Raw genomic sequence first — 16,858 nt, 5'->3', positions numbered from 1 at the left:
GAACTATAACAGGCCAAAGGTTGCCAGAAAAGGGCGACCTGGATTTTAAAATAAGGAAATAAACGACATCCCGGGCATACAATTGCTCGGGATGTTTTTTATGAAACTATTTGAAAACTCTTCTACTCTCTTCTATAAGCCTAAAAGAATATGGAAAGAGTTCTAGTCGGATCTTGGAAGCAAGGGAAGAGGGGGAAGATGACGTGGTTACAAGAAAGCAAGCCAAAAAGCAATTTGTTGTTTCAAATGTAGTTGTCTTTAAACTGTATAATCAACCTTCTTATCTTTGGTAAATATCGGTAGAACAGGAGACTGCTTCAATTATTTTACAATGTAAGGGTTTTAATTTTCTGATTTTTATGTAATAATTAGATTTTTAAAACAAATTATAAATATACAGTTGACTTCATAAAAAAATGAGACTATACTTGTCAACAATAAACAAATATTTAATATAATATTATAACTTTTGATAGGGAGTATAGCATGAAAGTAGACAAAGATTTATCTATACCTTTATATGATCAAGTGAAACATATATTGGAAGCTAAGATTACAAGTAAGGAATGGGACGTCGGGTATCAACTCCCGACCGAAAAAAAGCTTGCAGAGACATTTAATGTTAGTAACATCACGATCAAACGAGCCATTCATGATCTAGTACATGAGGGATTGCTCTACAGACAAAGTGGTAAAGGTACTTTTGTTAAAACGAAGGATGAAACTAATTTAACAAGACTTGTTTCTTTAAGGAATGAAGCTTGGGAAAACCAGTATCATCCTCACCGGACGTTGAACCTTAAGGCTGAGAAGGCATCTTCTGATATTAAAAGAAAACTTGAAATGCAGGAAGATGAAGTCTATAAAATTCATAGAATAAAGTTAAGAGAAGACATTCCGGTAGCAATAGAATATTCCTATATACCAGTACATCTCTTTCCCGGACTACTCGAAAATGATATGGAAAAAGAACTACTCTACAATTTGTTTACCCAGACTTATCATAAGAAGCTAGGAAAAGCAAAAGTATATTTCTCAATTATTTTTGCTGACAGCTATGAGGCAGAATTATTACAACTCCCAGTCGGAGAACAATTATTTTCACTTGAACGTTATACAGTTGACGAAGAAGGAACTGTAATTGAGTATTCACGATTTATTCTAAAACAAGAACAATCTAACTTTTACTTAGAAATAGATTTGTAATTTTTTTGAAGAAAAATATCTAAATATTATCATTTGGCGAAACTATATAAAAATATTATAACTTTATAATGTTATAATATTATATTTTATATACTGAAAAAGGAGGGATTGTGTGGAAAAACTTTTTCAACAAATAGAAGAACATGCATCCTTGTATCAACATTGGTTGTTATCCATGTGTAATCAACCAAGTATTTCTGCACAAAATATAGGGATGCAGGAGATGAAGGAGTTGGTGATACAGCTTCTGGAAGATTTGGGAGCAGATGTGGAAGAAGTTTTGACTGCCGGATATCCGATTATTTATGGACAGATCAATAATGGAAGTAAAAGAACTCTGACTTTTTACAACCATTATGACGTGCAGCCTCCAGACCCATTAGCAGAATGGATATCTGAGCCGTTTAAAGCGAGAGTTGAAGATGCACAGATCTTTGCAAGAGGGGTAGCAGATAATAAAGGAAATATAGCGGCACGAATAGCAGCAGTACACGCCTATCAGAAAGTTCATGGCGATTTACCGGTTAATGTGAAATTCATTATTGAAGGGGAGGAGGAGGTTGGTAGTCCTAACTTAAAAAAATTTGCATTAGAGAATCCGGAAAAGCTAAAAACAGATGCCATGATTTGGGAAGGGGGCATGCGTAATGTTCATGACAAACGGCCGCATATCAGCTTTGGAGTGAAAGGGATATGCTTTGTAGAGTTGCGAGTTAGGGGGGCAGCTTTTGATCTTCATTCGTCAGAAGGGGCTGTAGTTGAAAATCCTGCATGGCGTCTAGTATGGGCGTTGAGTACATTAAAGAATAAGAATGAAAAAATACTAATTGATGGGTTCTATGACAATATTTTAGAACTAACAGAAAAAGAAAAGGCTTTTTTTCAAACGATGGATTATGATGAAGAGCATACAAAAACTCATTATCAAATAGATAATTTTCTTACTGGTGTAACTGGAATAGAGTTGAAGGAGCGTTTAACGGCCGCCCCAACCTGCACAATCTGTGGTTTGGTGGCAGGGGATAGTGGACAAGGAGCCAAAACAGTACTTCCATCAAGGGCCAAAGTGAAGATTGACTTTCGAATAGTACCTGGGCAGACTCCGAAAATGGTGATAGATTTGTTGCGTAAACATTTGGATCAACACGGCTTTCGAGATATTGAAATTGAGCAGCTTGCTGGACTACTCCCATTTAATTCGAACTCGGAGCATCCGTTTGTTGATACGGTTATTAACAGTATGAAGGAAGTGTACGAAGAGCCACCTATCATCATGCGTAATCTGGCAGGCTCCAGCCCAATGGAAAAATTACTTGCTAATACTGAGATACCTGCTGCCCAGATTGGCGTTGCAAACACAGGGTCAAACTTTCATGGGCCCAATGAGAATATTTATATAGATGATTTTATAAAGGGGATAAAGGCTACGGCAAATGTCATGCGGCATTTTGGTGATGTTTAGCTATTAATAACTGAATAATCAAAATAGGGGGATGGAAATGAAAAAAATAAGTACTTTTAGCATTGGCTTACTAATTTTAGTTATCATGACACTTGTAGGCTGTAGTAATGAAGGAGAAACAGCAGGAGGAAGCGAGGACGACAGTAATACTCTTGTCATAGCACAAGCTGCTGACATTCCGTCAATCGATCCACAAAATTCTTTAAGTACTACAGGGGACCGTGTCCATCGTAATATGTTTAGCCGATTATTTATGTGGGATAACGAACTGGCATTGCAAGAGGACCTTGTGGACACGTATGAACAAATCGATGACGAAACTTGGGAATTTACTTTAAAAGAAGCAACTTTTCATAATGGAGAGGCAGTTACGGCGGAGGATGTAAAATTTAGTCTGGAGCGCGTTATGACGGATGAAACTTTAAAGGAATATCCATACTTTAAACAATTGAAGGAAGTAACCGTAAAAGATGAGCAAACGGTGGAAATTATTACAGATGGACCAATGCCTACTCTATTGAACCTTCTTGCGAAAAGTGGGTCCGATATACTTCCAAAAGCTTACTTTGAGGAAGTAGGAATAGAAGGATTCCAAGAGAAACCAATTGGGTCAGGACCTTATCAGTTTGAAGAATGGATTCGTGATGATCGTGTAACACTGGTGCCGTTTGAAGATTATTATGGTGATAATCCTAAATGGGATAAAGTTGATGTACGTGCTATTCCAGAAAGTTCTACCAGAGTTGGTGAATTGCTGACAGGTGGGGTAGATATTGCAACAGATATCCCGCCGAACGAATGGGAGCGTGTTGAGTCAGAATCAGGGGTTGATTTGATAAATGGTGAAACAACCAGAGTAAGCCTTTTGATGGTTCGCACAACGGAAGGGTATGTAACCTCTGATCCAAAAGTTCGGGAAGCTATTGATCTTGCCATCGATCAGCAGGCAATTGTGGATTCAGTTCTTCAGGGTACAGGAGTCCCGGTTCGAACCAGGGTTCCAGAAGGCGTATTTGGAACAAACCCTGATTTAACAAATACACGGGTTTATGATGTAGAAAGAGCAAAAGAACTTCTAGCAGAAGCTGGACATCCAGACGGCATTGATATTACTTTTACTTCATCAAGAGGACGTTATCCATTGGATAGTGAAGTAGCACAACTAATTGTAAGTATGTTAGGTGAGGCAGGCATCAATGCAGAACTGAAGTTACTTGAATCAAGTGCGTTTTTAGATGAATATAATTCAAAGTCGAACGAAGAATTAATTATGATTGGTCTGGCAGATGGTTTGCTTGATGCATCTTATTCCCTGGTTCACTATACCGAGGAGAGAGCGGCAGGTCAGACGGATTATAAAAATGAAGAAGTCGAGGAACTATATAACGCTGCAGGTAGAAATTTAGACGAGGAGGAGCGTAAAGAACAGTATCAATTAATTCAGGAAATCGTTGCTGAAGAGAGACCACATATTTTCCTTTATCAAAATGCTGTGAACTACGGGGTTAGTGAAGACATTACCTTTACACCACGTTTGGACGAAGCAATCCGTTTTGATGATCTAACGAAAAAATAATGACAGGGGGAGTCGCCTGGCAAACGTCGGCTCCCCAAAAGGAGACTCGATATGAAGAAGTATCTTGTGAAACGCCTGCTACAGATCATTCCTGTCCTATTTATCATCTCTTTTGTTGTATTTGTACTAGTATATATGGCAGGGGACCCCGTTGCTTTAATGTTGCCAGAAGATGCTTCGGAAAGTGATCGGGAGGCAATGCGAGCGGCACTTGGACTGACTGACCCATTCTATATTCAGTACTTACGCTTCGTGGGTGATCTAATCCAGGGTAATTTCGGCACATCTTTCCGTTATAACCAAGATGCGCTTCCATTGGTATTAGAAAGGTTGCCAGCAACATTTGAGCTTGCTGCTGCTTCTATGGTAGTAGCAACACTAATGGCGATTCCACTAGGCATTTATTCTGCACGTAAACAAAATACATTAGTAGATTTATTTATTACAGGAGGTTCTGTGTTAGGGAAAGCAATGCCGAACTTTTGGTTGGGCATTCTCTTAATTTTATTGTTTGCAGTCAACATCCAATTTTTCCCTGTTTCTGGGAGAGGTACCATCGTACATATGATTCTTCCCGCTATTACTTTAGGAACGGGGATTGCAGCAGAAATGACAAGGCTTATCCGTTCCAATATGCTAGAGATTCTTAACCAGGACTATATTAGGACTGCAAGAAGTAAAGGTGTTTCTAGTAATATATTAGTTTATAAACATGCTTTTCGTAATTCCTTGATCCCTGTTGTCACGATAATGGGTTTACAAGTTTCACATTTAGTCAGTGGGGCACTCATAACTGAAAGTGTATTCTCTTGGCCAGGAATTGGTTTATTGCTTGTCCAAGCAGTAAATGGGAGAGATATGGCAGTAGTTCAAGCTGCGGTGTTTGTCATCGCATTGCTTGTTATCATTGTGAATTTAATAACGGATTTAATTTATAGATTACTGGACCCAAGAATAAATTATTCATAAGGAGGTGCATCATGCAAGGAAATGCTGAAGCAAAAACAGTAGGGGAAATTCGACCAACACTGCGAAAGGTAAAGGCCTCCGGAGGTTTTAAACGCTGGTGTCGTCTCCTCTGGCAAAGTAAGACAGGAACAGTTGGATTCTTTATTGTGCTAATCGTTGTGTTGGTAGCTATTTTTGCCGATCTTATAGTACCACATGACCCTGCGGAGAATAATTTATCGGCTATGCTGTTGCCACCTTTTTGGATGGATGGTGGGTCTACTTCCTATTTACTTGGGACAGATAATCTTGGAAGGGACATTTTTAGCAGAATTATTGTAGGTACGAGGGTTTCCTTATTAGTAGGTATCTTTTCCGTGGTACTAGCAGGAATCATTGGCTTACTTGTGGGAGTAGCGGCAGGATATTACGGTGAGTGGGTAGATACTATTCTTATGAGGATTGTAGATTCATTTCTTGCCATACCAAGCATTCTATTTATTTTAGTAGTTTTAGCAGTCTTTGAACCTAGTATTATGACCTTAATAGTGGTCATTGGTCTAACCAATTGGGTATCTTATGCTCGTGTAGTAAGAAGTGAAGTATTGAGTGTGAAGGAAAGAGATTTTGTACGAGCCTCCCACTCTATAGGAACTAAAAACACTACGATTATTAAAAAACATATTGTACCAAACATCATTTCTTCTTTTATTGTTATTTCGGCATTAAGTGTGGCAACTACGATTATACTTGAGGCATCACTAAGCTTCCTCGGATTAGGGATTCAGCCACCAGACGTATCTTGGGGAGCCATGCTAACTGATGGACGGAATTATCTGGCTACTAATTGGTGGATCGCGACTTTTCCTGGAATTGCTATAACGATCACAGTACTGGGCATTATTTTCCTCGGTGACTGGTTACGAGATGTGCTAGATCCTCGAAACTACTTCAGTAAAAAGGGAGGAGCTTAGAATGACAGATAACTTATTGGAAGTTAAAAATTTGCATACGCATTTTTTTACCGAGAATGGCGTAATTCCTTCTGTAAACGGCGTATCCTTTTCGGTCAAAAAAGGGGAAGTCATTGGCATTGTTGGAGAATCAGGATGTGGGAAGAGTGTCACATCCTTATCTATTCTTCAACTTATTAATAAGCCTGGAAAGATTGTGGAGGGCGAGATTAGGTTCCATGGTAAGGACTTAACGACATTCTCAGAAAAAGATATACGTAAAATACGTGGAAATAAAATTTCAATGATTTTTCAGGAACCTTTAACTTCTCTAAACCCTGTGTTCACAGTTGGTCATCAGATTTCCGAGGCAATCCGCCTACACCAAAATGTAGATAAGAAGGAAGCAAAGCAACGGAGTATCACTCTTTTAAGCAAAGTAGGAATGGCTAATCCAGAACGACAGTATCATTCCTTTCCTCACCTGCTTAGTGGTGGAATGCGGCAACGTGTGATGATTGCTATGGCGCTCTCATGTAACCCTGAACTACTCATTGCTGATGAGCCGACCACCGCATTAGATGTCACCATTCAGAAGCAGATATTAAAGTTAATGAAAAATCTAAGTAATGAGCTTAATACCTCAATTATTTTGATAACGCATGATCTAGGTGTTATTGCAGAAATGGTGGACAGAGTTGTTGTTATGTATGGAGGAGAGATTGTTGAAGAAAATGACGTATACAGTCTATTTGAAAATCCGAAGCATCCATACACAAAAGGTTTGTTGAACAGTACACCTAAAATACACCAACTTAAAGAAAAACTGCAATCAATTGAAGGGAATGTACCAACGCCAGATCAACTACCGTCAGGCTGTAATTTTCAAGATCGGTGTCCATTTGCAATGGAGAAATGCCGAGAAATATCGCCAGACCTAGTTGCTTCTAGTGATGGATCTTCCGTCCGTTGCTGGCTATACCAGGAAAAGGAAGTGGTAAATGTATGACACAACAGGTGCAAGGCAAACAAAGTACAATAAAAGCTCCATTACTTGAAGTAAAAGAGCTTTCAAAGCACTTTGTTGTATCTACTAATCTATTTGGGAAGCCGAAGGAAAGCGTCAAAGCAGTGAACGGGGTGAACCTATTACTGGAAAAGGGTGAAACACTTGGCATTGTCGGGGAATCTGGATGTGGCAAATCTACCATGGGAAATACCATTCTAAGGCTTATTGAGCCCACCAAGGGCAGCGTTTTGTTTGAAGGGAAGAATGTGTTAAACATGACGCGAGCACAGCTGCAGGAAATGCGTAAAGAGGTTCAAATGATTTTTCAAGACCCGTTTTCTTCCTTAAATCCAAGGATGCGAGTATTTGATATTATTGCTGAACCTTTGAGGACCCATAAAGTAGCAAATGGGAAAGAATTACAACGGAGAGTTTATGAGCTTTTAGATCTGGTAGGACTTGATCAATCACAGGCAGATCGTTTTCCCCATCAATTTAGCGGGGGACAAAGACAGCGAATTGGGATTGCTCGGGCTATTGCTTTAAATCCAAAATTAATCGTTTGTGATGAACCCGTTTCTGCTTTGGATGTTTCGATTCAAGCACAAATATTGAATCTATTATTAGAGTTAAAGGAAAAATTACAGCTAACTTTAATATTTATTGGTCATGGGATCCCTGCTGTTAAATATATCAGTGACCGGATTGCTGTGATGTATATGGGAGAAATTGTGGAAATGGCTGACAAGGATAGCCTATTTTCAAAGACGCGCCACCCATACACCCAAGGACTTATTTCTGCAGTTCCGATTCCGGACCCTTCTTTAAGAGAAGATTCGGAGGATGTAATACTTGAAAAGGATTTACCCGATCAGCGCAATCTGCCAAAAGGTTGTAGTTTCTACTCGCGTTGCCCATTTGCGATAGAAAAATGTAAAGGGGATAAGCCGAAATTGAAAGCAAATGAAGAAGGACATCTTGTGGCCTGTCATTATCCATTGCATGCATAAATAGGGAGGAGAATAAAATATGAAAGTCGTCGTAGTTGGAACTGGAATTGTGGGATCAAGTGCAGCTTATTATCTTGTCAAAAATGGAGTAGAGGTTGTGATGGTAGACCGAATTGAGGACGGGAAGGCAACTTCTGCGGGTGCTGGGATCGTCTGTCCGTGGATCTCCCGAGTAGATGATCCAGATTGGTACCAAATTGCGAAACGCGGTGCCAGATTTTATCCTAATCTCATTGCACAGTTAAAACAAGATGGTGAGTCAGAAACGGGATATAAAAAAGTGGGAGCGCTCAGCGTAAGCTCAGACCCTGCCAAACTAGACGAAGTTGAGGAACGGGTTAGAAAGAAACAAGAAGACGCTCCTGAAGCCGGTGAAATTAAAAGATTAGATGCAAAACAAGCTCAAGCAATGTTTCCTGCCCTTGCTGATGACTTGGAGGCTGTTTTTGTATCTGGTGCCGCCCGTATTGACGGTAGTTATTTACGTGATGCCTTAAAACGTGCGACTCAAAAACATGGTGCGCGTTTAATTGAAGGAGAGGCATTCCTCCAGACATCAGAAAAAGAAATAACGGGTGTTACTGTAAATGGCGAGACGATTACAGCCGATAAAGTACTTATTACAGCAGGTGCCTGGGCGCCAGAACTATTAAAGCCACTAGGGCTTGAGCTGGCGATGGAGCCACAACGTGGACAGATTGCCCATATTAATCTACCTGAACAGGATACGTCAGACTGGCCAGTTGTTTTACCACACACTAGTCATTATATGTTGGCATTTGATGATTCTCGTGTTGTTGCCGGTGCTACAAGAGAAACTGGATCTGGATTTGATTATAGATTAACAGCTGGAGGAGTGCACGAAGTATTGGGAGCCGCTTTAGATGTTGCTCCTGGTTTGAATGAAGGAACATTGAAAGAAGTGCGTATTGGTTTTCGTCCGATGGGACCAGATATTCTGCCATTAGTAGGAGCAGTGGACGCCATTACAGGGCTATACATGGCAAATGGGTTGGGAGCATCTGGATTAACGATGGGTCCTTATGTTGGCACATTGGCAGCAGAGTTAATGATGGACGAACAAATAGAAGTGGATATGAGCCCATATCAGCCAATGCGAGCAATCACAGTAAAAGAACCAATCTAACATGTACATGAGAGGTTGATAGTAATGGCGAACTATAAAAAAATAGGAACATTACAGGTGGAAGAGGGGTTATATGATTTTCTTCACAAAGAGGTCTTTGTAAACATTGGCCTTCATTACAACAAATTTTGGGATGATTTTTCTCATCTAGTTAGTGAGCTGACACCTGTAAATGATGAATTACTTAAGGAAAGGGATCAATTCCAATTAGCGATTAATAATTGGCATATTGCCAACCCTACGTTTAATCAACAGCAATATAAGCAATTTCTTGAAGGAATTGGATACTTAGAAGAGGAACCTGAAAAAGTGAAGGTTACCACTGATAACGTGGACGATGAGATAACTGTTGCAGGGCCACAATTGGTTGTTCCTGTAAATAATGCTCGCTATGCTATTAACGCTGCCAACGCTCGATGGGGAAGTCTATATGACGCATTATATGGGACAGACGTAATTTCAGAAACGGATGGTGCTGAAATAAGATCTAATTACAATCCTATACGAGGAGAAAAGGTAGTAGCGTTTGGACGAAGCCTTTTAGATCAATTTCTTCCATTGGATAAGGGAAGTCATCACAATGTAACGGACTATCATATTAGGGGAGAAGGCCTCATTTTCACACTGGAAAATGGAGGGAGCGCTTCATTAAAGGATCCCTCCTTATTCCGCGGGTACCTTGGAAATAAGGAGAATCCTACTTCTATTCTATTTAGACATCATGGTCTCCATATTGAATTGGTACGCGATGAAAAGGATCCGATCGGCAGTCGAGATAAGGCTAATGTAAAGGATATTATCTTAGAAGCTGCACTTACTACTATCATCGATTGTGAAGACTCCGTTGCAGCAGTTGACGCAGAGGATAAGCAGGAGGTCTATCGGAACTGGCTTGGGCTAATGAATGGTCACTTAACAGCTTCCTTTAAAAAGAATGGCAGTACGATTGAACGGCGTTTGCATGAGGATCGAGAATATATCGGGTTACGTAATGATAGGTTTACCCTTAAGGGGAGATCATTATTGTTTATCCGGAATGTTGGTCACTTGATGACAACTGATGCCATATTAGACGAAACTGGTAAGCCGGTTTACGAAGGTATACTAGATACCGTTGTCACCAGTCTTATTGCCCTGCACTCAATGAATGGAAAAGAGAAATATGCCAATTCAGAGTTAGGCTCTATATATATTGTTAAGCCTAAAATGCATGGTCCTAAGGAAGTAGCATTTAGTAATACATTGTTTAACCGTGTAGAAGATATACTTGGCCTAACACGGCATACGATTAAAATCGGTGTCATGGATGAGGAAAGAAGAACTTCCCTTAACTTAAAAGCATGTATTAAGCAAGTAAAAGAACGTATTGTATTTGTAAATACAGGATTTTTGGATCGTACTGGCGATGAAATTCATACGTCTATGCTTGCCGGACCCGTTCAAAGAAAGAATGGCATGAAGCATACGGAGTGGATTAAAGCCTATGAATCATCGAATGTCTATGCTGCCCTTTCAAGTGGGTTCCCGAAAATTGCACAGATTGGGAAGGGTATGTGGGCTGCGCCAGATCGAATGAAAGCAATGCATGAAGAAAAAGTGGTTCATCCACTATCTGGTGCTACAACAGCATGGGTCCCATCACCGACAGCTGCCATACTACATGCTCTTCACTACCACCAAGTGGATGTTTTCAAGGTTCAAGAACAGCTTCTAGCGAAGACCGAGCGATTTTCCTATCGTGACGAGCTCTTAAAGATACCTATTATGACTGAAAAATTGTTAACTAAAGAAAACATTCAACAGGAATTAAATAATAATGTTCAAGGGATACTTGGGTATGTTGTCCGCTGGGTGAATCAGGGAATTGGTTGCTCTAAGGTACTTGATGTTCACAATGTTGGTTTAATGGAAGATCGTGCTACTCTTCGAATATCCAGTCAGCATATTGCAAATTGGCTGCACCATAGAGTTTGTACAAAAGAACAGGTCTACGATACATTCAAGAATATGGCAAAAGTGGTTGATCAACAGAATCAGCTGGATGCTTCCTACGAGCCAATGGCAAATAACGAAGCAAATTCGATTGCTTTCCAGACCGCATGTAAGCTTGTCTTCGAAGGAGATAAGCAGCCAAATGGCTATACAGAACCTATTTTGCATGCGGGAAGGAAAGCAAAAAAGAAGAGAGGGTGAAAATGTGAAATTTGTACGATACAAAGATAAAAATCAAGTGTTTCAAGGCGTTTTGGAAAAAGACAAAATCATCCAAATCTCTGGGGACCCCTACAGCAATTGGAAGAAAACATGTGTGGTTCACCAACTTAGTGAAGTGAAGCTACTTGCACCACTCTTACCAAATCAAATTATAGGTATTGGGGCGAATTATGTAGCAAGTGAAGAAGAATTACCTAGTGACCCTGTACAGCATCCAGTATTCTTTTTTAAGCCAGTATCTTCCGTTATTGGCACTGATGAAAACATTGTCATACCAAAGCAGGTTGACAATGTGAAATTTGAGGCAGAATTGGCTGTGGTTATTGGGAAAGAGATTAAGCAGTTACAACCAGAAGATCCTGTAGAACCGTATGTATTTGGGTATACAATCGCAAACGATGTTACAGCACCGGACATGTTTCATCCAGATGGCCACTGGACCATTGGAAAAGCCTTTGATACATTTACGCCGATCGGTCCAGTAGTAGAAACGAAACTTGATTTAAACAAGGTTCGAATTGAAGCCACAGTGGGCGGTGTGGGGAAGCAAAATAGTCCAACACGTTTAATGATTGTCACCATTGAAGAGATGATTCGTTACTTATCTCATGTGATGACATTACAGCCAGGAGACGTTATCTTAACGGGAAGTCCTGTCGGTGCAGAAATGGTTGGGGAAAATATAATGGTAGAGTGCACCATTGAAGGCATAGGGACATTACGTAATGAAACGAAAGTTAGTTATTAGATGAAAACTTGGTAGTTTCTCTGTTATGAGAATTGGTACCGAGCCAGCATAGTAGATTCTAACTTTCGTGGATCAGTACCTAACCACAAAACTTGAATTTTTTCTATAATAAAAGAATTTACTTTACAGGTGCTATTCCGTATTACACGTGAAATAGCACCTTTTATTTTCTTAGAAATTCGCTATCAGTTAAATTCACGTGCGTCTTTCATTTAATAGCTCAGAAAATTTTTCTATCTTGATAAAAAGCCCTTTAAGGCTTGTTTATTTTGATCAAAATCTATATCTAATACAGCCCCGACATTGACACGTTGGTTTGTGAAAGATCCGTCAACTGGTAGTCTCAATGTCTCGACATCTTGATTTGAAGTTAGTAACCCTTTTCCAATTGAAAATAAAATATTATTACTAATATTTGTATCAACATAGCCTGTTGCTATACCTAGTGTCTTAGGTAATTTTACTATACTATTCACTGAAATTGCCTCATCTTTTAGTTTTGACAGGACTTCCTGCTGGCGTCTTACCCTTCCGAAATCACTTTCACTATCTTTCCGAAAACGTACATAACCTAAAAGTTCCTCGCCGTGTAAAGTTTGTTCTCCTTTTTCTAGCGTCATTCCAATATTCTTTGACATTTTTTTTGCTACATTTATATTTAGACCATCTGGTGCAATTAAATCTACTATTTTAGGGAACCCGTTAAAGTCGATAATCGCATAATAATTTATATCTGTATCAAAGTTTTGTTTAATTGTTTGTCTAAGTAGTTCGGGGCCGCCAAAAGAATATGCTGCATTTAACTTATTCATTCCGTATCCTGGGATGTCTACATAAACATCGCGCATTAAAGATACTACTTTTACTTCATTCGTATTTTGATTATAGTAACCAATCATTAAGGTGTCTGAGCGACCTTGCTCTCCCTCTCTTGCGTCTGATCCTATTAAAAGCACCTTTACTTCTCCAAACTTTACTTCCTCTCCTGCAAAGTCTGTATGCACTGCTTCGCTATCCGAGGAATTTTCCTTTTTTGCTGCGGATAAACCTTGATTAAACTGAATGATGTTATATGTAACTACTCCTCCAATTATTAGAACGAAAGTAAGGATACTAAGCTTTATTCTTCTCTTTAATTTTGATTTCTTTTTTAATCTCCCCATGTAAATGACACTCCTTGTATTAATGTATGTAAACTATATGATAATGTTGACAAAATGTCAAAATGCTAATTCCTTGTTAAATTAGTATGTAATTAAATGATTGTTTAATATATTGACAAATTGTCAACGATGCTGTAAATTGCGATATAGATGAGGTATTCAAGACAGAATAGGTAGGTGGACATAAAAAATGACTACAGAATTTGGTGGATTTTTAAAAAAACAATTACAGATAAACGGTCTCACGATGCGTAAATTTAGTGAAATGACCAATATAGAAACTTCTAGCATTTCTAGAATTATTAATGGCAAGAGGAAAGCTAACATTCATCATTTAAGAGTTTTTGCTCAAGCCTTAAATATGCCAATAGAGGAGCTTATAAGGGTTGCTGGTTATGCTGATTATTCTATTTCTACTAATAATGAGGGAAAAGTAGAAAAGCATATCCAACAACTAATGCAGGTTATAGAAACTTCCGATATGGACCACCATGAATTTTCAATTGATCGTTTGGAGAAACAGTTGAAAAACCATCGACAACATGCAATAACAGAAGAGGGGAAAGAAACGATAAGAGAGAAATTTAAAAGTAAGATAAAGCGTATTGGTGCTGCAGGACCGTTTATTCAGCAATTAGAAAAAATGTATGAGCAGTTCACTTCTGGGAATGTAACGATAAAGCATCAACTCGCAATGGGCGGAGCTCTGCTATACTTTGTTTTGACATTGGATTTAATCCCCGACTACCTCTTTCCAATTGGATATATAGATGATGCTATCGCAGTTCAATTAACTATGAGCATACTGGCTAAACAAGGATAAGGTTTGACGTTTATGAACTCAAAAAAACATGTAATTGATTATACATTAATATTTATTATATTTTGTTTCTTCCTATTTAGTTTGATAGCAGTTTATAGTGGTTCGGGACAATATGAGTCGGCGGACTCTTTTTATTTTTTGAAACGACAAATATTTTGGTATGTATTGGGTTTTGCTGTTTTAGCTATTTTTGCGCTATTTGACTATGACCTAATAAAGCGATGGAGTTTTTATTTATACCTATTTAGTGTGCTATTACTTATTTATGTACATTTTTTTGGTGTGATTAAAAACGGTTCACAACGATGGATTAACTTTGGTTTATTTGAATTACAACCTTCTGAGTTTTTGAAGTTTTCTCTTGTTCTATACCTTGCGACCATTTTTAATAAAGTTGGTAACAAAAGGCTCTCATTTAAAAAGAGTATACCGATTATAATAAAAATTGGCATTGTAACCCTTGTTCCATTCGTTTTGGTGTTAGTACAGCCAGATTTGGGTTCTGCCATCATGGTAGGAATGACTGCCGCTACTATGGTGTTTATATCGGTTATTTCGAGCAAGATGGTTCTGCTTATTCTTCTTGGAGTAATCGCGCTAGTTTCTGTAATTGTATGTCTCTACTTTGTTGCACCAGAATTATTGATGCAAATCTTTAAACCCCATCAGCTATCTAGAATTTACGGTTGGTTAGACCCTGAACATTTTCCTTCCAACTCTGGATATCAGCTGAAACAAGCAAGGATGGGGATAGGGTCAGGGCAGTTAACTGGAAATGGTTTTAATCAAGGAGTGCAAATTCAAAGTGGAAAGGTTCCTGAGGCACATACAGACTTTATTTTTGCGGTGATTGGTGAAGAATTCGGCTTCATTGGTGCTTGTATTTTAGTATTTCTTTATTTTTTTCTAATTTATCGCATGGTACTAGCTACTTTAAATGCAAAGAACCTTTTTGGAGCATACATAGGAATAGGAATTATAGCCTTAATTGCTTTTCAAGTTTTTCAAAACATTGGAATGACAATCGGATTAATGCCAATAACCGGGCTTGCCTTGCCATTTATAAGTTATGGAGGTAGTGCATTGTTAACTAACATGGCAGCGATCGGTCTCATACTCAGTATTCAGATGCGAACTAGGAAACATAATTTGTTTGATAAAGGTTTTTCGAACAACTCCGATTAAGGCGTTGAAGAGACGTTAAATGAATACTCTGTACACATGAATTGTTTTTGAATAGAAAAAAGTATATTATTAATCTTATATTGCATTAAACTTGAAGGACTTCATTTTTGTGAAATACATCACTTGTAAAATAGTAGAAATTTAGTAGCAAAGGAGCAGGACATTGAAAATAGGAATTGATAAAATCGGTTTTTACGCACCACACTTATATGTAGATATGAATAAACTAGCAATTGCAAGAGACGTGGAACCTGCTAAATTCACGATAGGCATTGGACAAGAAGAAATGGCGTTTGCCCCAATGACACAGGATACGGTAACACTTGCAGCCAATGCTGCCTTAAATATTTTAGATGAAGCGGATAAACAAAAGATTGACTTTGTTATTTTCGGTACAGAAACAGGTATCGACAGCTCAAAAGCATCAGCTGTTTATGTGCATGATTTGCTTGGGATAAATCCTGATGCACGTAGTATTGAAATGAAACAAGCCTGTTATGCAGCTACGGCAGCCATCCAAATGGCTAAAGGGCATATTGCGTTAAACCCAGAAAGCAAAGTATTGGTACTTGCATCTGATATTGCCCGATATGGACTTCGTACTGGTGGGGAAGCTACCCAAGGTGCGGGAGCGGTTGCCATGTTAATTAGTGCCGACCCGAAAATACTTGCGCTTGAGGAGAAAAGTGCTTACCATACGAGTGATGTAATGGATTTTTGGCGCCCTACTTATACAGATAAAGCACTCGTTGATGGTAAACTATCGAATGAACAATACATTGAATTTTTTGCGAAGGTTTGGGAGCAATATAAAGCAAAAACAGATGTTTCCTTTTCTGATTTCGAAGCAATTTGCTTCCATCTCCCATATACGAAGATGGGGCAAAAAGCATTAAAGCCCCTTTTACCTGAGACAGATGAAGTTACACAAAACAGATTGTTAGAAAATAATGAGGCAAGCAAAACGTATAATAAACGTATTGGCAATATTTATACCGGCTCACTCTACCTCAGCCTGCTATCTCTATTGGAAACAAAAGAGGATTTGGAAGAAGGAGCAAGAATTGGGTTATTCAGCTACGGCTCTGGTGCTGTAGGCGAATTCTTTTCCGGTATTTTGCAACCAGGCTTTAAAAGCGCTCTGCAACCTACTAGGCATAAAGAAATACTTGATTCTAGAAAAGAAATTGATGTTGCCGAATATGAGGAACGATTTAATAACACCCTTCCAACCGATGGCTCTACTCTAGAACTAGATAAGGAAGATGATCCTTCTTCTATCTACCTAGCTGGAATAAAAGACCATATGCGTCAGTATATAAATGATAATAGATAGTACTTTTACAGGTGCTTACTGTTTAATCAAAGAAAATCCCAAGATACATGACACGTATCTTGGGATTTTTGTTCTATA

14 protein-coding genes are annotated in these 16,858 nt (G+C 38.8%); 13 read left to right on the top strand and 1 reads right to left on the bottom strand.

The features are described from left to right. Positions 1-486: 486 nt before the first annotated feature. The 10 genes from AC6CHS_RS12815 (at position 487) to AC6CHS_RS12770 (ending at position 12,273) form a co-directional block, all read left to right on the top strand. Positions 487-1,206, top strand: a complete 720-nt coding sequence (locus AC6CHS_RS12815; protein ID WP_498236637.1) for a GntR family transcriptional regulator — start codon at positions 487-489, stop codon at positions 1,204-1,206. Positions 1,207-1,318: 112 nt separating this feature from the next. Next, positions 1,319-2,668, top strand: a complete 1,350-nt coding sequence (locus AC6CHS_RS12810) for a M20/M25/M40 family metallo-hydrolase (protein ID WP_498236635.1) — start codon at positions 1,319-1,321, stop codon at positions 2,666-2,668. A 37-nt stretch (positions 2,669-2,705) separates the two neighbouring features. Further along, positions 2,706-4,244, top strand: coding sequence for an ABC transporter substrate-binding protein (locus tag AC6CHS_RS12805; RefSeq protein ID WP_498236633.1), 1,539 nt, complete (start codon positions 2,706-2,708; stop codon positions 4,242-4,244). A 51-nt stretch (positions 4,245-4,295) separates the two neighbouring features. Next, positions 4,296-5,213: an ABC transporter permease gene (locus tag AC6CHS_RS12800; RefSeq protein ID WP_498236631.1), complete on the top strand. Its 918-nt coding sequence runs from the start codon at positions 4,296-4,298 to the stop codon at positions 5,211-5,213. An 11-nt stretch (positions 5,214-5,224) separates the two neighbouring features. Then, entirely contained in the window at positions 5,225-6,166 is a 942-nt protein-coding gene (locus tag AC6CHS_RS12795) for an ABC transporter permease (RefSeq protein ID WP_498236629.1), read from the top strand. 1 nt (position 6,167) lies between these two features. Then, positions 6,168-7,154 carry an ABC transporter ATP-binding protein gene (locus AC6CHS_RS12790; RefSeq protein ID WP_498236628.1) on the top strand — a complete coding sequence of 329 codons (987 nt, stop codon included), beginning with the start codon at positions 6,168-6,170 and terminating at the stop codon, positions 7,152-7,154. Then, positions 7,151-8,164: an ABC transporter ATP-binding protein gene (locus AC6CHS_RS12785; RefSeq protein WP_498236626.1), complete on the top strand. Its 1,014-nt coding sequence runs from the start codon at positions 7,151-7,153 to the stop codon at positions 8,162-8,164. Before AC6CHS_RS12790 ends, AC6CHS_RS12785 begins: the two co-directional genes overlap by 4 nt. A gap of 19 nt (positions 8,165-8,183) precedes the next feature. Beyond that, positions 8,184-9,311, top strand: a complete 1,128-nt coding sequence (locus AC6CHS_RS12780; protein WP_498236624.1) for an NAD(P)/FAD-dependent oxidoreductase — start codon at positions 8,184-8,186, stop codon at positions 9,309-9,311. A gap of 24 nt (positions 9,312-9,335) precedes the next feature. Then, positions 9,336-11,504, top strand: coding sequence for a malate synthase G (locus tag AC6CHS_RS12775; protein WP_498236622.1), 2,169 nt, complete (start codon positions 9,336-9,338; stop codon positions 11,502-11,504). Positions 11,505-11,508: 4 nt separating this feature from the next. Further along, a complete protein-coding gene (locus tag AC6CHS_RS12770) occupies positions 11,509-12,273 on the top strand; it encodes a fumarylacetoacetate hydrolase family protein (protein WP_498236620.1) in 765 nt (254 codons plus the stop codon). Between the two features lie 233 nt (positions 12,274-12,506). On the opposite strand, the gene AC6CHS_RS12765 is transcribed toward AC6CHS_RS12770, so the two are convergent. Next, positions 12,507-13,436, bottom strand: coding sequence for an LCP family protein (locus tag AC6CHS_RS12765; RefSeq protein WP_498236619.1), 930 nt, complete (start codon positions 13,434-13,436; stop codon positions 12,507-12,509). Positions 13,437-13,626: 190 nt separating this feature from the next. Between AC6CHS_RS12765 and AC6CHS_RS12760 the strand changes: the two genes are divergently transcribed. The 3 genes from AC6CHS_RS12760 (at position 13,627) to AC6CHS_RS12750 (ending at position 16,780) form a co-directional block, all read left to right on the top strand. Next, on the top strand, positions 13,627-14,259 hold the full coding sequence (locus tag AC6CHS_RS12760) for a DUF1232 domain-containing protein (protein WP_498236617.1): 633 nt from the start codon (positions 13,627-13,629) through the stop codon (positions 14,257-14,259). Positions 14,260-14,271: 12 nt separating this feature from the next. Continuing rightward, a complete protein-coding gene (gene rodA / locus AC6CHS_RS12755; RefSeq protein ID WP_498236616.1) occupies positions 14,272-15,444 on the top strand; it encodes a rod shape-determining protein RodA in 1,173 nt (390 codons plus the stop codon). Between the two features lie 163 nt (positions 15,445-15,607). Then, positions 15,608-16,780, top strand: a complete 1,173-nt coding sequence (locus AC6CHS_RS12750) for a hydroxymethylglutaryl-CoA synthase (protein WP_498236615.1) — start codon at positions 15,608-15,610, stop codon at positions 16,778-16,780. Positions 16,781-16,858 lie beyond the last annotated feature (78 nt).

The organism is Oceanobacillus sp. GQ8, assembly GCF_059758495.1.
The sequence above is the reverse complement of the archived record's forward strand: the minus strand, read 5'-3'. Positions and strand labels throughout refer to the sequence as shown.